Source organism: Acinetobacter sp. CAU_H_29a_1 (assembly GCF_058599505.1).
In genome coordinates, this window is sequence record NZ_CM178655.1 from 451,228 (window position 1) to 471,694 (window position 20,467).

Consider the following 20,467-nt stretch of genomic DNA (forward strand, 5'->3'; position numbering starts at 1 on the left):
GAGATACTTCTGAAGAAAATAGCTTCTTTCTAGGAATTACCCACTCAAATCGTCACTTATATCAAATCAAAGTACAACGATATTGCTAAGCATCCTATCTTAAAAAATCAGCCCGTACTTAGGCTCAATGATAAGAGCCAATCGACAAATAAAGTCCATCTAAAAGATATCCTTGGCATGAGCTAGGGGTTGTGATGTATAGCGACTAGAGACTTTATTAGTGGAGGTAGTTCAAAAGAGATGATGAGTTGTGTAATGGCTTTGCGCTGATTGAATAGGTGGGTGAAGCAGCAGGGCAAAAGAAGACGTTAGCATATCAGTCGATAGGCTAACGTCTTTAAAATAATAACCGTATTTTACTGAGCAGCCAATTGGGCTTCTAACAGTTTAATTTGTTCTTCTTTGAGCTTTACCAGTTCATCGGCATCTTTGTGCTGTGCTTGCAAGCTCTTTTCCTGTTCCTTCAACTGGCTTTGAATATCGTCCAGTTTCGCCACTTCTTCTTTGGCAAGTGAGGCATTTTCAGGTACAGGTGCTTTTAAAATATCTTCTTCGACCAATTTAATGGTGTTGTCAGCCATGGCGGTCGAAGCTGCTTTTTCAGCTTCTGGAAGCGCCTTCACGGTCGGTTGAATCAACTCCGCTTGGTGCATCGGTGTTGCAGACTCTTGTGCAGCAAACAACCATTGATAAAGTGCAAAAATCGCAATGATTGCGACTAAACCTGCTGTAATACCCCAGAGTAATTTAGGGTTGTTGTGTTGTACGGACGACATTCGATTCAACCTTTATTCTTTGGATTGACGTGGTTTAAATTGAATGACCCCAACCTCGTCAGGGATAGCGGGGATCTGAGGCTCGTCTACATGAGTTGGACGATTCTCAGAATAACTACAGTCGATACATTCAATCCATTCATCGTCATTCGAGGTAAGCATAACAACTCGATCCATCGCCTGACATTTAGGACATTTTGCACCTGCAATGAAACGACGTTTAATAGTCATTAGACTTACCTTCTGAACAATTTAGGCGCCTAGTTTACTCACTTTTTTAGCGGTTCGTCCAACCTTGATGACGAAGTAAAGCATCTATTTTTGGCTCGCGCCCACGGAAATTGATAAATGCATCAAGCGCTGTATCTTTTCCGCCAACTGCTAGAATAAACTGGCGAAATTCTTTTCCAGTGGCAGTATTAAAAATCCCTTCATTTTCGAAACGATCGAAGGCATCACTGGCCAAAACTTCCGCCCATTTATAAGAATAATAACCCGCTGCATAGCCGCCTGCGAAAATATGGCTGAAGCTATGTTGGAAGCGGTTATAAGGAGTAGTCTCTAAAACAGCGTATTGTGCACGGATGTCATTTAAGGTGGCTTGGATCTGATCTGCTTTCAAAGCAGGGGCTGCTTTATGAATGCTGAGATCGAACAGGGCAAACTCAATTTGACGTAAACTTTGCATGCCAGATTGGAAGAAACGCGCGTCCAGCAAGGCTTTCAGTAGACTTTCTGGTAAGGTTTCTTGGGTCTCAATATGTGCACTGAGCAGGTCTAAGCTTTCGGTATCCCATGCCCAAAACTCCATGAATTGGCTTGGTAACTCTACCGCATCCCATGCCACGCCGTGTGTCCCCGCAACCGCAATATTGTCGACTTCTGTCAACATATGATGTAAACCATGTCCAAATTCATGGAACAATGTGATCACTTCATCATGTGTCAGTAGCGCTGCTTGATCTCCCACTGGTGGCGTAAAGTTACACACCATATAGCAAATCGGTTTTTGTAGGCCGTGCGTTGTTTGGGTGCGAGAGCGGAAACCACTCATCCATGCGCCACCACGTTTGCCCTGACGTGCATAGAGGTCAAAGTAGAATCCACCGACCACTGCGCCTTGATCTTCTAGTTCAAAATAGCGTGCATCTGGGTGCCAAACGGGGGCTTCACGCTCCACAATTTGAATCCCATAAAGACGATTCACAATGCTAAATAAGCCCTGCAAAATCTTGGGTGCAGGGAAGTAGGGCTTGAGTGCTTCTTGAGATAAATTGAACTGTTGGACTTTCAATTTTTCCGAATAATACGTGCTGTCCCACGGTTTTAAATCATCAATGCCATCTTCAGCGGCAATGGCTTTCAGCTCCGCCACTTCTTTGAGCGCAGGGGCACGTGAATGTTCAGCCAAATCACGTAAGAACTGATCTACCGTTGCTACATTTGGCGCCATTTTGCTGGCCAATGAAAGCTCGGCATAATTATTGAAACCTAACAGTGCAGCCATTTCCAGACGTAGGCTTAAGATTTCTTCCATCACTGCGGTGTTATCAAACTCAGCGTGTTCAGACTGATCTGATGCACGTGTGGTATAGGCACGATACAGTTCTTCGCGTAAAGGACGGTTTTCCGCGTAGGTCATAATTGCCAGATACGACGGGAAGTCTAAAGTGGCAACGGGTTGATCCAGTTCGCGCTGCTGACCATATTGTTTTAATAGATCTACACTGCTTTGTGGTAAGCCTGCCAGTTCGTGGTCCGCTAAAGGTTTGAAATAGGCTTGTGTTGCATCAAGAACATGGTTGGAAAAGTCTGAAGACAGTTGTGATAAACGTGCCGAAATTTCTGCATAACGTTTTTTGGCTTCACCTTCTAAAGCCACCCCTGACAGTTTGAAGTCGCGCAGTGCAAGTTTAATCGCACTTTGTTGGGCTTCAGGGAGGTGATCAAATTGCGCAGCATCATGAATGTGTTGATAGGTTTGATACAGCGCTGTGTGTTGACCTAACTCGGTATAGTATTCACTTAAACTTGGTAATAGTGACTGGTATACCTCACGAGTCTCGGCATTGTTCATGACCGCATTGAGGTGGGACAGTACGCCCCATGCTTCACTCATATTATTTTCTAAATGATCAACTTGTTCTAAGATCGCAAGCTGTGCCTGAATTGATTCAGGGACTTCGCTCAGGTCTTTTAAGAAATGTTGACCCTGTTGAATGGCTTGTTCGATCTGCTGTTGGAGTTGTACTAAGGTGATTTGATCAAACTGTGGAACAGGCAAGGTTGCTTTTTCTAATGTCATGCGTTTAAGCCAAATTAAATGTTCAGTTATCACTAGATGTAAGGGTGATGCCGCGGGAAATCAAGTTTTAATTGGTTTTGATGTTTTGCGCCGCTTGAAATTCAGCCCATGATGGGTAGTGCTGATCAATGCGTGAGGGCTGATAAAGCACTTTGGCAAAGTTACGGGTCATACATTCAGTTGCTAAGATTTCACCGCTTTTATATTTTTCTTTGCGGTGTCGCCAAATTTCGTTTTGTCGGTAGTAGTCCGTCTCGATTTTTAGGAAGGCATGCTGTTGTTCAAACACGTGATAGACATAGCCTAAATCGACTGAGCAACGCAGTTCACCTTCTAGGCATTTCTCACTAAACCACAGCCGAATTTGAAAGCTATGCGGGGTGGGGTTGTAAAATTGATAATCAATATAGTTATAAAAAATTGCAGCGCCACTACCAAATGGAAGTACACGACCATGATCTGGAAAAGGGTCAAAGGAATGCTGTGAACGTTGTACCACTTGCAATGGGCTATGCAAGACAAGCCAGTGAATGAGATTAGCAATTTGGCAAATACCGCCACCAATACCACCGCGTGCTTGACCAAAGCTGAGTTCCATTCCCTCAACATAGCCTTTTTGAGTTGTTGGTTGTCCTACCAACTGACAAAAAGAAAAAGTCTGTTGTGGATGGATTAAAATCCCGGAAATACACGGACTGGCAATTTTGAGATTGATGAGTTTATTGTGTTGCCAGTGTTGATCGCTGTCGCCTAATTTACGAATCAGAACGGACTGATGCTTTTTGACGCGAAAAGCCAAAGGGACGTCAGAAAATGAATGGGCATAGTCTTTCCCATCTGTTTTCCACTGCCAATAGCGCCTCATACGTCGGCTACGCGTCGCCATGAAATAAAGCAGGGGATGGTATTGGCTGATGGGTTTGCTTAAAAATAAACGCAAAAAATTCATGTTGGCCCTATGAAAAAAGGTGCTAGGACACATTAAGCCCTAGCACCTTTTACATCATTTACTCAGTTTTCGCTTTTGCGTTTGATTTTTTCTTTTTAGGTTTCGACTTTTTCTTCACTTTATCTTTAACCTTTGTTTCAGACTTTGATGAAGATTTTTTACCAGGCTTTTTGCTGTAGGAGCTAGGTTGGGATTTATCTTTTTTGCGTCGTATGGGCTGGTCTCCGCTGTTACTGGGAGAGGCGTTTGTCGACTCGCTGAAGACTTCTTCTTTACTTTCGCTTCGTGCTGTTTTGGCTTTACCAACACGGGGTGCTCGACTACGTATGGGCCGACCACCATGTGAGAGTTGCTGCAATAATTCAAAATCAATTTTGCGGTCTTCTAAATTCACTGCTGCAACTTTGATTTTCACTTCATCGCCCAAGCTAAAGCTTTGACCGCGTGCCTGCCCAATCAAGCTCTGACTTGGTTGGTCATAGACAAAGTAGTCATCGCCTAGTTGGCTGACATGGATCATGCCGTCAACATATAAGTCTTTGAGTGTCACAAACAGACCAAATTCCGCTACGGCAGAAATGGTACCGACAAATTCTTCACCCAAATGCTGCTGCATATAATGACATTTCAACCATGTTGTGACAGAGCGAGACGCTTCATCTGCACGACGTTCAGTCGCCGAGAAATGTTGACCAGCATCATCCAAAGCAGCCCCTGAAAGAGGTGCCGGTTTATGTTTTAACTTGGCTTTAATGGCACGGTGTAACAACAAGTCTGGGTAACGACGAATTGGAGAAGTGAAGTGCGTATATGCTTCATATGCCAAACCAAAGTGACCCGCGTTATTCGCGCCGTAGTAGGCTTGCATCATTGAACGTAACAGTACTGCATGGATACTTGGAGCATCAATACGGTCTTTGGTTGCATCAATCACGGCTTGGTAGTCTTTCTGAGTCGGCTGTTCTGGGAACGGTAGACCTAGCAGTTTGACAAAGTCGCGTACTTTTTGAATACGTGAAAACTCAGGTGGCTCATGAATACGGTATAACATTGGCACATCATGTTGTAGCGCATATTCAGCCGCTGCTACGTTTGCCAACAACATACATTCTTCGATCAATTTGTGCGCATCATTACGCGTACGCGGTAAAATTTCCTTAATGCCACCGAGCTCATCAAAGGTCATGTAGGTTTCAACGGTTTCAAATTCCATGGCATGGCGTTCAGCACGTAAACCTTTGAGGACTTGATAGAGTTGGAACAGGGTGTTCAAGGATTTGCGCACATCACGGTCTTCAGGAATGGCACTGCTGTCGCCTTCAAAGTATTGGGCAACATTGGTATAGGTTAAACGTGCCTTTGAGTGCATCACAGACGGGTAGAACTCAAACTTGGTGACGCGACCGGCACGTGACAGGTTTAGATCACAGACCATACATAGACGGTCTACATGTGGATTGAGTGAGCATAAGCCATTCGAAAGAGCTTCAGGCAACATCGGTAAAACAAAATGCGGGAAATACACCGATGTACCCCGTTCTTGGGCTTCATCATCCAGTGGTTTGCCAGAACGGACATAGTGACTGACATCTGCAATAGCCACAACCACACGGTAACCGCCGCCTGGACGTTTTTCTGCATAGACCGCGTCATCGAAGTCGCGTGCATCTTCACCATCAATAGTGACTAAGGCTAAATCACGTAGGTCAATACGACCTTCACGGTCTTGCGCTGAAGGCTCTTTAAAGCTTTCTGCTTCTTTAATCACTTCTTCTGGGAACTCATAAGGCAAACCAAACTCTAAAATGGTTTGCGGAATAATAATTTCAGTGTCGGCCTTGTCTGCCATCGATTGCACAATATGACCTGTCGCCAACTCATCTTTGGTTGGGTAGTCATCAATTGCGACACGAACCGAATCGCCCACTTTGACTTGTGCGTGTTCGATTAACTCTTTTTCTAAAGTAATCGGTTGGTGCGCATTCGGATTTGCTGGCTGAATAAAGTATTCACCATCATGTATTGATACTTTACCAATGATTTGCTTCACACGGTGTTGCACTACCTCAGTAATAAAGCCCCAAGCTTTACCTTTGCGGTCTACTGAGGTTTGACGCACTTTAACACGGTCACCATTAAACACTTGGCGCAGTTCGCGTTCAGGTAGAAGTAAGTCTTCATGACCTGCAATATTCGCCGTGCCAAAGCCTTTACTGTTGATGTAAACCGTTGCTTCATGTTCAGGTTGCTCTTCGGCAATTTGAAACTTGAAGCCATCTTTCATCAGTTGACCATCACGAACCATCGCAATTAAGCGGTGGCTGAGCGCTTCAATGCTTTTTTGATCTGCAATTTCAAAAATTTCGACCAAGTCCGCATGCGATAAAGCCGTCTTTTTTTCTTCGATGGTTTCTAAAATGAGCGTGCGGCTCGGAATAGGGTTGTCATAACGTTCAGCTTCAGCTTTTGCTTCAGGATCGACCCAATTTTTCATAATGTCTTTGGCTGTATGTCAGTAGATAGGATTAGCATAAGTCATGCGAAGACAGACTGCACGCAAATGATTGCAATATTGTGTTTTATGTCGGCAATTTAGAATATCTGCTGTTTTATTCAACATGCAGATATAGAGAAAAGAATAAATTCGGCTGAATCCGCTCTAAATTGTTTAAAAAGTATTTAATTGAACAGAAATATGCAAAAAATTGAGTGTCTGTGCTTGCAGTGCTAGCATGAAGTTTGTATTATGGCCGCACGTTACGGTGAGATGGGTGAGTGGCTGAAACCACATCCCTGCTAAGGATGCGTACGGGTAACTGTACCGAGGGTTCGAATCCCTCTCTCACCGCCAACTTTACTTATGTCGCGCTCATAGCTCAGCTGGATAGAGCACTTGGCTACGAACTAAGGGGTCGGGAGTTCGAATCTCTCTGAGCGCACCAATAAGTAAACTGTATGTAACGTATCGCCTGAATGGGCACACAAGTAATGCGCTCATAGCTCAGCTGGATAGAGCACTTGGCTACGAACTAAGGGGTCGGGAGTTCGAATCTCTCTGAGCGCACCAACTTGAACAAACAATCGCACATGTTGCGGTTTTTTTGTGTCTGATCGTTTTATATTTGAAAAATATTAATTTCTCAAGAATGTAATTAATGTGATTGCAATTAAATGGCAGTAACATATACAGATTGCGATAATAATAGTTTTATTGATCTTTTTTTGCATTTTAATATTTTGAGGAATGCTATCGGAAATCTGAAAAGATGCCACAGATCCGAAGAATAAATAACTTATAAATATGAGTATGAGTGAAATCCATACGCTATTTTTTTTATTAGAAATAGAGTTTTGATCATCTGGAGAAGTAGTTAAATAATTAAATGTTTGTTGGCGATTATTTTGATCTATGAAAATGATGTCTTTTAAATGTAGTGAAGTATATCGCCCTGTCCGTTTATGTATTTGAGCATAAAATAGTACACTTTCAACTTTTATTTCAGATGAATAAGCTAATTTACAGATATTTTTTAGTTTGTTAGTGCAAAGTTGAGAATAAAATACGTCACCATTCTGGCTTATATATAGGCTTTTACTATTATCTCGAAATTTTGACACGGTAAAAAAATAGTTTGAAGTCATATGCCTTTCAAATACGTGCCATTCGTTTGAGTGTAAGCTTTCAATATATCGAACTTGATTTTTTATTGTTTTAATAGAATAGCCAATGACGATGAGCAGGATAAGTACAGATGCTATTGCTGGTCCAATTTTACTCATGTTTAAAGTTGATTGATCTGCTTGATTTGGCATTTGTATCTTAAATAGGACTTACGCATTGACGGATTCAAAAAAGTATTAAAATACTTTATAAAGTATCTGTGATCAGACGAATTAAAAATGCTTCTACAGCAACTTGTACTCTACCCATTTATATGGGCTTTCTCATGACAGAACCGAACTCTATTAGCTGCACACAACTTGCCGAGACTTATAACATCTCGCATGATAGTGTAAATCGCTTTCTAGAACGTGAAGACTACACACCTCACGACCTATATCAAGAAGCAATTCAACATATTGATAATAATAAACTTATAGTCAGTATTGATGATACTGTTTTAGATAAACCATATAGTCAGCATATGGACTTAGTTAGCTATTTTTGGTCAGGCAAACACCACCGATCCGTCAAGGGTATTAATCTCATTACCTTGTATGCGACAGATCAAAATGGTCAAAATATTCCAATTAATTTCCGAATTTATGACAAATCTGAAGGTAAAACCAAGAATGATTACTTTATGGATATGTTAAGTGAAGTACTCAGTTGGGGTGCAAAGATTCAATTTATTACAGGTGATAGTTGGTATTCATCGACTGCAAATCTAAAAACCATAAGAAAATATGGTATTCGATTTATGTTTGGTATCGACTGTAACCGTAAGGTTTCCCCAGAAAAAGGACAATGGTTTCAACTGCGTTTATTGCCGAATTTCCATCAGGGTCAAGTGGTCTGGCTCAAAGATTTTGGCTTTGTACAATTATTTAAGACTCAGTTAAAAGAACAGCAGAGGTTTTATATTGTGCATCAAGATGAAGATGATTTATTGTCCTTTGAGGGTTTTCATGAATTACATTCAAGTCATTGGAAAATAGAACAATATCACCGAGTGATTAAACAGGTTTGTCATATTGAAAAGTTTCAAGTAAGACGATCTAAACTGATTTTGAATCATATTTTTTCAGCCTTGATGGCCTACGTCGAGATACAAAAGAACCAGTTTGAGCGGATCTTTGAAAATGTATATCGTTGGCAGAAGAAATTATTTAGACCAGTTATCAAAAACTTCATTGATGACTTTATTCTCGATAAAAATCATCTGCTACCACAGAGAATCTATAAATAATAGTGCGTAAGTCCTATTAAATTAATTTTATGTAATTTTTCTATTTGATTATAAAGAATCTCATACTAGTTGTGGTTGCTGTTTGTGAATTTGCACTAATTTTTAATGTATTGAGTGAATGTTGTAATTATTTATATATTTTTTAGCGACTTAATCTGATTTATGTACGATTAATAAACATTTGATGGTTTGTTACTACAAAATGACTTACCAAAATGAAATAAACCATATACAATGCACCCCATCAAGACGTCGCGCTCATAGCTCAGCTGGATAGAGCACTTGGCTACGAACTAAGGGGTCGGGAGTTCGAATCTCTCTGAGCGCACCAACTTGAACAATCAACCGCACATGTTGCGGTTTTTTTGTGCCTGCACTTTCTGTTCAGTAGAAATCCATAGCAGGGATGGATCTTTTTGCGTATGTATGCAGTTGTTTCTTACATCTCAGTTTTATAATGTGGCTCTGATATCGGTATGGCCTCGGCTTAAGTGGATCGCCACTAATCAACATCGATCTGCTAAAGTCCTAAAAAAATGACCGATTGTGTTGTAGTATTGAGCACAATATTTTTAGCTATTTGATATGACCCTATGTCAGAGAACAAGCCTGCATTATCGACACGTTATTTCCTCACTTTAGAAGAGTCCCAAGATGGTTTTGCCTTAGCGACCTTTGGTAAAAAGCAAATGACGCGTTTTATCACGCCGTTGATTAGTGTCGGGATTATTGTGTGGGGCTTTATGCTCGGCTTTTCAGGTGTCGGTCGCTACTATGTGGCGTTGGGTATATTTTTCTTGGTTTTACAAATTCTCATGCGCTATTGGTTTCTGCCGATGATGTTTAAGCGCCAATTTGTGAAATATCAGTTTGGTAAAAGTGAGCAAGGCATCGATTTATACCAAGATTATGCGGAAATTTATGCCAATGGTCGCAAGCAAGTGGTCCATTATAATGAAGTGCAAAAGTTTGCCAGTGGCAAGTTGACCTATATGCTTGAGCTGAAAAACCGTACTGTGGTGATTGTGCCTAAGCGTGCGTTGGCCGATAGTGCGGATCAAGCAAAATTTGAAAATACTTTCAAAAAATAAGCATTTTGTTCCATAACACCATCAACAAATCAGAGGAAGATCATGAGTACACGTCCATCTAAAATTGTCTGTGTCGGTCGTAGTTATGCAGACCATGCCAAAGAATTAGGCAATGCGATTCCTGATCGTCCCGTTTTATTTATCAAACCACCGAGCAGTTTGCTCAGTTTAGATGCGGGCATTTCTTGGAATCCTGCATGGGGCAGCTGCCATTATGAATGTGAACTGGTTTTACGCATTGACCATCGCCTAAGCAAAGCCGCCGATCCAGCTCAAGCCCTGCAAGCGGTGGGAGCTGTGACTTTAGGTTTGGACTTAACCTTGCGTGACTTACAAGATGACTTAAAAACCAAAGGCCAGCCTTGGGAACGTGCTAAAGCCTTTGATGGTTCGTGTGTGCTGGCAGACTGGGTTGCTGTTTCCGATGTGGTACAGGACTGGGATGATGTGCATTACAGTTTTCATGTTAATGATGAGCTGCGCCAAGCGGGCAACACTGCACACTTAATTTTTGACATTGGCACCTTGCTGGCCGACATTAGCCAAGTCTTCACTTTGGAAGCAGGCGATGTGGTCATGACAGGCACACCTGCTGGGGTCGCTGCATTACAGGCGGGTGAGCAGTTGAAAATGACCCTAAAAGGCAAAAAACAAGACTATTCGTGGAATACCTTTGTCAAAGCTTAATTTGCAGACTTTCAAACCTTCATCATTCAAAAGATCACTTCGGTGATCTTTTTTTTTAGCGTTATTGGTGACTATGGTACAGTTTGCGAAACTGATCGGGGGTATATACCATCCAGCGTTTAAACATATTAATAAAGGCCGATGCATTGGCATAGCCCAAATCCAGTGCGATACTTTCGACCTTTTTTCCCTCTGTCAGCATGCTCATGGCTTTCATGACTTTTAAGCGCTGTCGCCATTCATTCAAGGACATGCCAAGTTCTTTTTGACTATAACGTGCGAGTGTGCGTTCAGTCATATTGTGCTGTACTGCCAGTTGTTGCAAAGAACTGTTGTCCGCAGGGTGCATATGTAAAAAATCTAAAATGCTTTTTAGGGTCGGGTGTTCAGAGTGCGGTAAATAGCTACTGACCAATTCTGCATGGTGTAATTGGTCAAGCAAGACATAGAGTAAGCGCATGTGTTCAGGTGCATCATCTGGCAGGCTATGTTGTCTCAAATGCTTAAATAGTGCCGAGACCAAAGGTGAGCTGAGCATAATACCTGCTTGTTGAGGCAGATGAGTGCATAAGCTTTCATGGATATACAAGGTGCCATGCGAAACATCGGTACGATTTAAGCTGCTATGAGCCACATTGGGGGGAAGCCAAATGCCATAAGGTGGCGGGGTAAGGTAGTCAATCTGGTTGATATTCACCTCCATCACACCATTAAAGGCATATACAAATTCGCCCCATGCATGTCCATGCACAGGATAAACCGACTGCGCGGGGTCTTCGCGAAAGCTGATCCACAATAATTTATCAATATGATCATTGGTCGGTAATTGTTTGAGTGGCACGCTCTTTTTTTGTTGTCGTTGGGGCATGGCTGAAATTGCCTGAATAAGAAGATCTCTTGTCTGTTTTAAATTATATGTTTTATTTCAGACAAATCTATAGTGAGCTTTGATCTTTTTCAGTGGAGCAGGTCGTGAGTAGTCGTCAAGCGCTGGACAGTAAAGCTTCAGGGATTATGTTTGGGCTGTGTATTTTGTGGGGATTACAACAAGTGGTGTTAAAGCTTGCTGCCCCCGATATTTCTGCAGTGATGCAAATTGCGCTTCGCTCAGGTTTATCTGCGTTGATGGTTTACCCCATGATCAAGTTGGCAAAGGGCACATCTTTGTGGGGGCGAGACTACTTACCCGCAGGAATTTTAGTTGGGCTTTTATTTGCAGCAGAATTTTTTCTGGTCGCTCAAGCTTTACGTTTTACCTCAGCGGCGCATACCGTGGTTTTGCTTTATACCGCGCCTATTTTTGTCGCATTGGGTTTGCACTGGAAGCTGCCTTCAGAACGTTTATCACTTATCCAGTGGTTGGGCATTGCATGTGCATTTTTCGGGATCGTGATTGCATTTTTATTTCGCCCTGCAGCTTCGCAAGCAGCCGCAAGTTCTGCACTTTGGGGCGATGCTTTAGCACTCTTGGCAGGGGTATTGTGGGCAGCCACGACCATTGCAGTTCGGTTGACTAAACTAGCAGAAGCACCTGCGACCCAAACTTTGTTTTATCAGCTCTTTATCGCTTTCTTAGTGTTATTGCCTGTGGCTTTTTTCATGGGACAAGCGACGATTCACTGGTCTGTATTATCCCTTACAAGTTTGCTTTTCCATACCGTTGTCGTGTCATTTGCCAGTTATCTGATTTGGTTTTGGCTGTTGAAAAAATATTTGGCATCCCAGTTGGGAGTCTTTTCTTTTTTGACCCCAATCTTTGGGATGTGTTTTGGTGTGGTGTTACTCAATGAACGGCTGGAACTCAACTTTTTGGTGGGAACATGCTTTGTGTTGATGGGTGTGATGGTGGTGAGTTTGCATCACAAAATTAAGCAGTATATACAGGCCTTTAAAATGGCTTTGCAGTAAATACTGAGTCGGCTTGAATCTGTCTTAAATTCAAGGTGAAGGTTGAACTTAGATTGTTTTGATTCAACATATAAAAAACGTGTCTTGGACACGTTTTTTATATGAAGTCTTAAGATTTATCATCAAAAATTGTAGACAGCGGAATGGCGAGTTTGGCCGCCAAGTAATCATCCGACTCAACTAACGCTGGGCCAATTTTCTGTATCCAGACATCATCAGGATGCACATTACCCAAATCTTTACGCTTTGGTAAAGGGTAAGGAAGTCTGCTGTAAAAACTCCAAAAATCGACTTGAGATAAATTACGTACTAGTACAAATTGGTTGTCATCGGTACGTTTGACTAAGTTTTGCTGTTCAAGCATAAACACGTAACTCGGCCAACGGCCCAATTCATCTCTTCCTAAAACATCTAAAGCTTCATCATCAGAGACACTGAGTCCTTGCTGTTGCTTTTTATAAAACAGCTCCAGCAAATCTAGTAGCATAATGACAGGGTGCCGTTTTTGCTCTTTATGGGAAGTAAATGCGGTCAGTGCATAACTAATTTCGACCCCGATCAGGACAATATTCCACGACAAAAAAATCCATAATAAGAAAATAGGAATCGCAGCAAAGGCACCATAAACGACTTCATAACTGGTGAAGTTTGACATGATAAAGCCGAACAAATTTTTCAGGAGTTCAAACACGACAGCACTAAATAAGCCTGCAATCAAAGCGGATTTAATTGGGACACTTCGGTTTGGAATAGTCCAATTCAGGATAAAAAATCCTAAAACCGTTAGACAGAAAGAAATCAACCACAGGACAAATGCGCCATTGAGTTCATAGCCTGCAAAATTATTGCTCAAAACATTGAGGGAAGCCATCGTCGACGAAATAACAAAGGCACTACCGAGTAGAATAGGGCCCAAAGAAATAATGGTCCAATAGCGCATAAAGCCAATAATGCCGCCGCGGGTTTCGCGGACTCGCCAAATACGGTTAAAGACTTTTTCAATGCTGGTTAGCATCATGACGGTAGTGACGAATAAAAATAAGATCCCAATAATGGTTAAATTACTGGATTTATCGGTAAACGCATTTAAGGCCTTATCAAAAGCAATCGTGGTTTTCGGTAAAAAATTACTATAGATCAGTTGTTGTAATTGCTGCCGTGCAGGTTCAAGCGCTTTAATTGAGGAAATGATCACCAAAAAAACGGTCAGCATCGGAACGACGGCAAACAGGGTGGTATAGGTTAGTGAACCTGCTTGTTCACGACATCGATCAGCCTCAAAGCGTCGCAGTACAAATAAAACGAACTGAAACCAAGTTTTCTCATAGAAAGGAAGTTTTCTTAAGTACTGTTCTAACATAGGCAAAGTATCTCTTTTGTTTTCTTCATCTTTTCTACATTTTTCACTCTAAGCTTAACCAAAAAATAGGAAAAATACCGTATAGTTTTATTTTTTCTGTCGCCGAACTCTATTCATGCAAACCTATGTTTTAGTTTTATATTACAGCAAATACGGCAGTACCCGTGAAATGGCGCATCTGATTGCAAATGGAATTGAAGCCAGTGGTGTTGCAGTTAAAATTCGAACGGTGCCGAATATTGCGGCTGTGGTGAAGGAAGCAGAGCCGAGTATTCCTGCAGAAGGCGATATTTATTGTAGTTTAGAGGACTTGGCAAACTGTGCAGGTTTGGCACTAGGCTCACCAACCCGTTTTGGTAACATGGCCTCTGAAATGAAATATTTCCTCGACCAGACCACCAGTCTATGGCTCAATGGAGCACTGCATGGCAAGCCGGCTTGTGTGTTTACCTCATCAGGTTCGATGCATGGTGGCCAAGAAAGTACTTTATTGACCATGCTGCCACCGTTATTTCATCATGGCATGATGATTTTAGGGTTGAACAATGCCATTCCCGCATTGTCACATACTAAAACAGGTGGAACACCGTATGGTGCGAGCCATGTCAGCGGGCCTCGACATGATCAAAGCTTAAGCCAAGATGAAAAAGTGCTGTGCGAAGCTCAAGGTAAGCGTCTTGGGGAAGTTGTGAAGAAACTACAAGCCTAGAACACTGAGACATGAAAAAAGCCCATCCATGATGGCAATGCTGTTCACTTAAGCAATTGAAGCGTGGCGGAGTTTGTTAGAGAATCCGATGTCGGGTTTGGCATTGGATTTTTTATGGTGTTTCAGCAGGATCTTCTCGACCTCAACAGTCTGTTTAACTTCTCGGATCTGAATACATTTACTCATAATATCCCCATTGAGTGGGTTGAATCTGCACTTAAATTGAGCAGTTCGGCTACTATCCGCAGGCGACGCTTGCCCGCAGATCAGGTTCTTTGGCTGGTTCTCGGAATGGCGATTTTTCGTGATGAGCCTGTCCATGAAGTGGCAAGAAGACTAAATATTTGCGCTCAAGGACTGGCCTCTCTTGACCTGTTGGCACGCAGCGGGGTAACTGAAGCACGTAAGCGTTTGGGTGCAGATCCTGTGGAGTGGCTGTTTCGCCAGACAGGTCAGCACTGGGGACATGAGCGTTACCCAGATGATCAATGGCAGGGGCTTCAGGTCTTTGCTGTCGACGGTGCACTCTTGCGAACCCAAGATACAAATGATCTTCGTGAGCATTTTGGCTCAGGGAATACTTCCACGCAGCGCCAGACGCCATTTCCGATGCTACGGCTCGTCGCACTGATGAATGTGCGCTCGCATATATTAGTCGATGCGCAGATCAGTCCCTATCGCCGGGGGGAGATTCCTCTGGCGTCGAAGTTTCTCAGCCAGATTCCCGATCATTCGATCACCTTGTTTGACAAGGGTTTTTGGAGTGCGGACTTATTGCTTTCACTCTCGATGCAGGGTCAAGGTCGTCACTGGTTGATTCCGGAACGCAAAAATCTGAAAAGTGAGGTGATCGAGACGTATGCAGAAGATGACGTGCGGGTACGGATGAAAGTATCACCCCAAGCAAGAAAGAACAACCCGATGCTCCCCGAATACTGGGAAGTCAGGCAAGTCAGTTATGCTGTGGATAAGGGACGAATAAAGACGGTTCTGACCTCGCTGCCGGCCGATCAGTATCCTGCAAAGGATATCGCTAGACTCTATCAAGAACGCTGGGAAATCGAATTAGGTTTTCGGGATATCAAAAGCTCGATGCAGCATAATGCCATCACGCTTCGCAGCAAGACAGTAGAGCTGGTTTATCAAGAGCTGTGGGGTCTATTGCTGACCTACAATATTATCCGGCGAGAAGCGGCATTTGCAGCGGTAGCCTTTGGGCGTTCACCTTCGGATATCCGTTTCAAGCCTGTATGCCAGTACATAGCCGTTCAGCTGATCGTGATGGCGAATGCCAACCCATTATCAAGAACTGGCAGGCGGCTATCGGAGCTGAGATCAGGGATAGGTAGCCTGTTTCTGGAAAGGCGTTCGAGGGCAACAACACCCCGAACGGTTAAGATGTCAAAAACCCGTTATCCAGTAGATCGAAATGCTGCTCCTCTTAAGTGAACAGCATTGCATCCATGATGGGCTTTTTATTATTGAGCTGGCGTCAGATGCTGTTCTTTGAACTTTGTACCGCACTTGAGACATTTATAGTCAAGAAATACATTTTTATCGACAATCACACCCGCTTTTTTACCAAAACGATGTCCTAAAAACCCGCCTGTTACACCAATACTGACTGCACCGACAAAAGTGCCAATGGTACCACCCATAATCACCCCAAGAGGTCCAGCCGCTGCACCGATCGCTGCACCAATAGAGGCCCCAGATGCTGCACCACCGACGGTACCAGCGGTAGCACCTGCCGAACTGAGCAATACGCCCCCAATTTTAGTCAGTTGTTGCTCGTGATTGCGTTTTTCAACCTCACTAAAGCCACATTTTGGGCAGAGAATTGTATTTTCCATAGTCTATTGGCCTATTCGGGTGACCAGTGATTGAAGCTGGCAGCCGTTTTACGGTGTGGATGACACGTTGCGCAGAACAACCGTGTTTTGCGCTTGAATTTGAAAGATCTAAACAACTAAATCTAGAGTAAATCTTAGTTGAACTTGCAGCAATAATATTTATTAAACTTGTAATTTTCTTAAGTACTTTATGCTGAATTTTTAAATATGGTTTAGTTGGCAAAGTGAATTCGGTTTCGTCCTGCTTGCTTGGCACAGTGCAAGGCTTTATCTGCACGTTTAAAGACACGCATGGCTTCATCACCCAAGCAGGCAGGTAAAATAATCGCAAATTCCTCACCGCCAATACGAGCTAAAAAATCGCCCTCACGTAGGATATCTTTTATTTTTTTGGTCATCTTTTTCAGCACATGGTCACCTGCGGTATGCCCATAACAGCCATTCAGCTGTTTAAAGTGATCAATATCTAAGATGCCTATCGTAAATGGCACGCGAGCATGGCTGAAATGTTGCATGGTTTGATTGCTTTCTTGCACAAATTCACGACGGTTAAAGGTTCCTGTAAGCTCATCTGCGGACGCTAAGACCGCCATTTCTTGCACTTGTAAATGCAATTTAATGTTTAAAGCTAACCATGTGGCGAGGCTCTGTAAAAGAATCGCTTGTTGTAGGGTGTAGTGATGCTTACGTTGATCTGCCACATTTAAGGTACCAATACACACGCCATTGTGAATCATGGGTGCATCCATACAGGTTCCCATGCCATGCTCAGAAAGCATTCTACAATCCAGCTCATCCGACTGAGCGAGGTCATCGCAAATGATTAGCTTTGCGCAGGCAAAAACTCGTCCGACAAAAGTCTGCCCAATCGGAATTTTAAAATCCATCGGAATCGCATGATTGCCTGAGATCGAATACAGCTTGAGATATTCTTCAGTATCTTGCAGGGTAATACTGGCCCGATCCGCATCAAACACGTGAGAAATCCAGTAAGCAATGGTATCTAGAACAGCTTGCAAGGAGTCTGCTTTACTCAAGTCGTGAATGAAGTCTACAGGGAGTTGGATGGAGTGCGCGCCATCAAAGCCAGATAATTGGCTTGGGGTAAATGATCATTCAGTTAATTGATTCTTGTTTATCATTCAATTCGGTATCTCTATAAAATAGTATCCAATTTAGTCTTTGTTTGTTTTGCTCTTAGAAAGTGGACATTACCTTTTAGATTTGATCATGCTATATAAATCGCATTTCTCCAACTTCAATGTGTAATTAAATTGAAAAAAACGATATATTTTTACTTTAAATTAAAAATAACCTACAGCGCAAATGTGGCATTTACATGTGGATGACCCGCGGGTCATCTGAGTGACAAAAAAAGAGCACCTGAAGTGCTCTTTTTTGAAGTTAAACGCCGTGATTAGTCACGAACAAATTCAACAGTGCCATTTGCCAATGACTTTACGCGTGCCAAAGATTCAACGCGGTAGCCTTTTTCAAGCAAAATGTCACGACCAGGTTGGAATGATTTTTCAATCACAATACCCACACCAACAACTTCTGCTTTCGCTTGGTGAATTAAGTCAATCAGACCCAATGCCGCTTGACCATTGGCCAAGAAGTCATCAATCACGAGGGCTTTGTCTGCTGAGCTGATGTGCTTATTTGAAATTGCAATCGTGCTTTCGGTTTGTTTGGTAAACGAAAAGACTTTTGAGCGGTAAAGGTCATCTTTTAAGGTTAAAGATTGGTATTTACGCGCAAAAATAACAGGCACGCCCAGTTCTAAACCTGCCATGATTGCAGGTGCAATACCTGATGCTTCAATCGTGATGATTTTAGTGATGCCTGCATCTTTAAAACGAGCAGCAAATTCTTTACCGATTAATTGCATCATAACTGGATCAATTTGGTGGTTTAAGAAAGCATCAACTTTCAGAACTTCATCAGATAGAACGATACCTTCGCTTAAGATTTTCTGTTCTAGTGCGTACACGGGAGAATCCTCTAGGGGCAGGTGCTTTTTCAAGCAAAAGCGTATTTTAGGAAGCACCTGAAAAAATGCAAGTAAAATTCGTCAAAATGACTAATTGCTTGCACCTTTATAACCCGTTAATAGCAATCCATAGGATGTTTTCTTATCCACATGGCTGACTTTGACTGGAAGGTAGTCCAATTTAGGTGCTAACCAAAAAATGGTTTCGCGGCCAGGTTTGTCATGTTTCATGACCACTTTAATGGTGTCAAAGGTGCCATAGTCGGTTTTGATTGACTCAGAACCTTGCTTTACAAATTTACGTGCTTCCACTTCTTTGGCATCGGCCAAATAATAAGTTGATTTTAAACCGCCATTTTTGATGTCTTCCCGAAGCTGTAATTCAGCATTCAGTTCATCCAGTACGCCTACTTTCCACGCGAAAGAACGCGCTTCTTTGTCTTTCTTGGTATTGATGGTTTTTGCCGCTGGATTGAAGTTAATACTCATGGTGTTGTTATGCACCAAAATTTTACTACTACGACTAAAGCTGCTGGACTGAATTTGCTTACCATTAAAACTAAAGCGACTACTTTCAGTTGCAGAGGCGATACCACCAGCTTTGGCTGCAAAGACATAGTTCCAGTTGTTGCCCGATTTCGATAACGTACGCGTCGCTGAGCCCATGTTTTTGCCATTATAGTTAAATTGATAACTGGCCTGGAATGGACTCATGGCAAAGGTTTGACTTGAGAAACCGACAAAGAGCAAGGTGCTGACACCTGTTGCCATTGCGACTGTTTTCAACATTGATTTAGCCATAAGAAAAAGTTTCCTATTCAGTTGTAGGCACAAATTTTTTGCATAGAAATATTATGCACGTTGATTATGAAGAAAAAATTCGAAACATAGGGCAAACTGTAGTTTTATGTTTCTTTTACCCACCTTAAGTCACATTTTAGTCGCAGCATCCCGAGTTATTTTTGTCGAATTGGCGAGACCGTGCTTTCGTCTAGATTGGGTTCAATCAAGTCATCGATCGAGGTTTGCGAAAACTTATTGAACAATGCCGTTAAGTTGACATTACCGATCACCACCAATTCTGCTTCACGCAATACAGCATGATTGACATGGACCTTACCTAAGGTATCGATAATAGAACGATTTTTTCCTAACCAACGATTCAGATCCAAATGCAGTAGATCATCTTTGACTTTAATCACATTTAGTTTTTCTAAAATCATGCCTAAGGGGTCTTGGTTCAGGACTTTTTGATAAAAGAATAGGGCACAGCGCACACCCATTTTATGAAATACCGTTGGGTATTCAGCATCCAGCACACTGGTGTCACTGATTTGCTCAAATACGATCAACTGCGTTTTTTTATTTAATTCCATTTGTGCCAGCTTCAAATCTACCGAAAGCGTGAGTTTGAGTCCGTTATAGTCGAGCGTGGCATATAAACGTAACCAATCATCATGTAAGTCGGCATGCAGGTCTTTCAACATTCTCACGTTGTCGGTCACAAAACGTTGAAAAGTGGCATTTAAAAAGACTTGAGACATTGGAAACTCGCGCTCATCCTCAATAAATCCTTCCGCCTTTTGATAAACTTGGCGTAAACGATTTGAAATGTTGGAAATAAGCGTTTGCATAAGAGGCGTCCTAGCGAATCAACGTGTTTGAGCGATCAGATCTCTGGTCGAAATGTTTGAAAAATACTGCTCATGAACCTTGCAGTTTAGCAAAATTAATTGCACCATTTTCATGATTTTATGAAACAGTGAATCTAAATGGCACAAGGTCTCATTCTACGCAATAAAATGAAGACTGTGTCTATTTTATACTGCGCGCCTGCGCTTTGGGGAACAAGACAAATTGTCGGTTTGGTGTGATGCTTAGAAAAATAAATGTAATGCCTTTGGCTCATGATTGGTGGAAAGACCC

General features: G+C 42.3%; 19 protein-coding genes and 4 tRNA genes. 10 read left to right on the top strand and 13 right to left on the bottom strand.

What is annotated here, in order from left to right:
• Positions 1-356: 356 nt before the first annotated feature.
• Genes AC4MDD_RS02245 through rnr form a run of 5 tightly spaced genes read right to left on the bottom strand, consistent with a single transcriptional unit; the run spans position 357 to position 6,527 of the window.
• Positions 357-776: a hypothetical protein gene (locus AC4MDD_RS02245; RefSeq protein WP_004691270.1), complete on the bottom strand. Its 420-nt coding sequence runs from the start codon at positions 774-776 to the stop codon at positions 357-359.
• Positions 777-788: 12 nt separating this feature from the next.
• The gene (locus tag AC4MDD_RS02250) at positions 789-1,001 is read right to left on the bottom strand and encodes a YheV family putative zinc ribbon protein (protein ID WP_171262515.1); all 213 of its coding nucleotides are present in this window, start codon (positions 999-1,001) and stop codon (positions 789-791) included.
• 52 nt (positions 1,002-1,053) lie between these two features.
• On the bottom strand, positions 1,054-3,096 hold the full coding sequence (locus AC4MDD_RS02255) for a M3 family metallopeptidase (RefSeq protein ID WP_436906094.1): 2,043 nt from the start codon (positions 3,094-3,096) through the stop codon (positions 1,054-1,056).
• 52 nt (positions 3,097-3,148) lie between these two features.
• The gene (locus AC4MDD_RS02260; RefSeq protein WP_436906091.1) at positions 3,149-4,030 is read right to left on the bottom strand and encodes a VanW family protein; all 882 of its coding nucleotides are present in this window, start codon (positions 4,028-4,030) and stop codon (positions 3,149-3,151) included.
• A gap of 58 nt (positions 4,031-4,088) precedes the next feature.
• The gene (gene rnr / locus AC4MDD_RS02265) at positions 4,089-6,527 is read right to left on the bottom strand and encodes a ribonuclease R (protein WP_213063781.1); all 2,439 of its coding nucleotides are present in this window, start codon (positions 6,525-6,527) and stop codon (positions 4,089-4,091) included.
• Between the two features lie 264 nt (positions 6,528-6,791).
• Between rnr and AC4MDD_RS02270 the strand changes: the two genes are divergently transcribed.
• The 3 genes from AC4MDD_RS02270 to AC4MDD_RS02280 all read left to right on the top strand — a co-directional run bounded on the left by AC4MDD_RS02270 (position 6,792) and on the right by AC4MDD_RS02280 (position 7,097).
• Positions 6,792-6,881, top strand: a tRNA-Ser gene (locus AC4MDD_RS02270).
• A 14-nt stretch (positions 6,882-6,895) separates the two neighbouring features.
• Positions 6,896-6,972 (top strand) — tRNA-Arg (locus AC4MDD_RS02275).
• Positions 6,973-7,020: 48 nt separating this feature from the next.
• A tRNA-Arg gene (locus tag AC4MDD_RS02280) sits at positions 7,021-7,097 on the top strand.
• Positions 7,098-7,162: 65 nt separating this feature from the next.
• Here the strand turns inward: AC4MDD_RS02280 and AC4MDD_RS02285 are convergent.
• Positions 7,163-7,843: a hypothetical protein gene (locus AC4MDD_RS02285; protein WP_491882238.1), complete on the bottom strand. Its 681-nt coding sequence runs from the start codon at positions 7,841-7,843 to the stop codon at positions 7,163-7,165.
• A gap of 68 nt (positions 7,844-7,911) precedes the next feature.
• On the opposite strand from AC4MDD_RS02285, the gene AC4MDD_RS02290 reads away from it, so the two are divergent.
• From AC4MDD_RS02290 to AC4MDD_RS02305, 4 genes are all read left to right on the top strand, one after another.
• Positions 7,912-8,940: an IS701 family transposase gene (locus AC4MDD_RS02290; protein WP_491882239.1), complete on the top strand. Its 1,029-nt coding sequence runs from the start codon at positions 7,912-7,914 to the stop codon at positions 8,938-8,940.
• A gap of 254 nt (positions 8,941-9,194) precedes the next feature.
• Positions 9,195-9,271: transfer RNA gene (locus AC4MDD_RS02295), tRNA-Arg, on the top strand.
• Positions 9,272-9,533: 262 nt separating this feature from the next.
• Complete coding sequence (locus AC4MDD_RS02300; RefSeq protein WP_004691260.1) at positions 9,534-10,031, top strand: YcxB family protein; 498 nt, start codon at positions 9,534-9,536, stop codon at positions 10,029-10,031.
• 42 nt (positions 10,032-10,073) lie between these two features.
• The gene (locus AC4MDD_RS02305; RefSeq protein ID WP_491882240.1) at positions 10,074-10,718 is read left to right on the top strand and encodes a fumarylacetoacetate hydrolase family protein; all 645 of its coding nucleotides are present in this window, start codon (positions 10,074-10,076) and stop codon (positions 10,716-10,718) included.
• A gap of 61 nt (positions 10,719-10,779) precedes the next feature.
• On the opposite strand, the gene AC4MDD_RS02310 is transcribed toward AC4MDD_RS02305, so the two are convergent.
• Positions 10,780-11,586 carry an AraC family transcriptional regulator gene (locus AC4MDD_RS02310; protein WP_491882241.1) on the bottom strand — a complete coding sequence of 269 codons (807 nt, stop codon included), beginning with the start codon at positions 11,584-11,586 and terminating at the stop codon, positions 10,780-10,782.
• Positions 11,587-11,690: 104 nt separating this feature from the next.
• Here AC4MDD_RS02310 and AC4MDD_RS02315 point away from each other — a divergent pair, with 104 nt between their 5' ends.
• Positions 11,691-12,626, top strand: coding sequence for a DMT family transporter (locus AC4MDD_RS02315; RefSeq protein WP_491882242.1), 936 nt, complete (start codon positions 11,691-11,693; stop codon positions 12,624-12,626).
• 109 nt (positions 12,627-12,735) lie between these two features.
• Here the strand turns inward: AC4MDD_RS02315 and AC4MDD_RS02320 are convergent, their stop codons facing one another.
• Positions 12,736-13,986: a YihY family inner membrane protein gene (locus tag AC4MDD_RS02320; RefSeq protein ID WP_436906093.1), complete on the bottom strand. Its 1,251-nt coding sequence runs from the start codon at positions 13,984-13,986 to the stop codon at positions 12,736-12,738.
• Positions 13,987-14,101: 115 nt separating this feature from the next.
• On the opposite strand from AC4MDD_RS02320, the gene wrbA reads away from it, so the two are divergent.
• Positions 14,102-14,695 (top strand): NAD(P)H:quinone oxidoreductase, encoded by a 594-nt coding sequence (gene wrbA, locus AC4MDD_RS02325; RefSeq protein ID WP_005401258.1) that lies wholly within the window; start codon positions 14,102-14,104, stop codon positions 14,693-14,695.
• Positions 14,696-14,809: 114 nt separating this feature from the next.
• Complete coding sequence (locus AC4MDD_RS02330) at positions 14,810-16,144, top strand: IS4 family transposase (protein WP_201953753.1); 1,335 nt, start codon at positions 14,810-14,812, stop codon at positions 16,142-16,144.
• A 29-nt stretch (positions 16,145-16,173) separates the two neighbouring features.
• Here AC4MDD_RS02330 and AC4MDD_RS02335 read toward each other — a convergent pair whose 3' ends face one another.
• The 5 genes from AC4MDD_RS02335 to AC4MDD_RS02355 all read right to left on the bottom strand — a co-directional run bounded on the left by AC4MDD_RS02335 (position 16,174) and on the right by AC4MDD_RS02355 (position 20,175).
• The gene (locus tag AC4MDD_RS02335; RefSeq protein ID WP_005401257.1) at positions 16,174-16,548 is read right to left on the bottom strand and encodes a hypothetical protein; all 375 of its coding nucleotides are present in this window, start codon (positions 16,546-16,548) and stop codon (positions 16,174-16,176) included.
• A 212-nt stretch (positions 16,549-16,760) separates the two neighbouring features.
• Positions 16,761-17,567: a sensor domain-containing diguanylate cyclase gene (locus AC4MDD_RS02340; protein ID WP_436906301.1), complete on the bottom strand. Its 807-nt coding sequence runs from the start codon at positions 17,565-17,567 to the stop codon at positions 16,761-16,763.
• A 398-nt stretch (positions 17,568-17,965) separates the two neighbouring features.
• Positions 17,966-18,541 (bottom strand): xanthine phosphoribosyltransferase, encoded by a 576-nt coding sequence (locus AC4MDD_RS02345; protein WP_004691243.1) that lies wholly within the window; start codon positions 18,539-18,541, stop codon positions 17,966-17,968.
• 90 nt (positions 18,542-18,631) lie between these two features.
• Complete coding sequence (locus tag AC4MDD_RS02350) at positions 18,632-19,342, bottom strand: DUF3108 domain-containing protein (protein WP_234951107.1); 711 nt, start codon at positions 19,340-19,342, stop codon at positions 18,632-18,634.
• 155 nt (positions 19,343-19,497) lie between these two features.
• Positions 19,498-20,175, bottom strand: a complete 678-nt coding sequence (locus AC4MDD_RS02355) for a hypothetical protein (protein WP_004977854.1) — start codon at positions 20,173-20,175, stop codon at positions 19,498-19,500.
• Positions 20,176-20,467 lie beyond the last annotated feature (292 nt).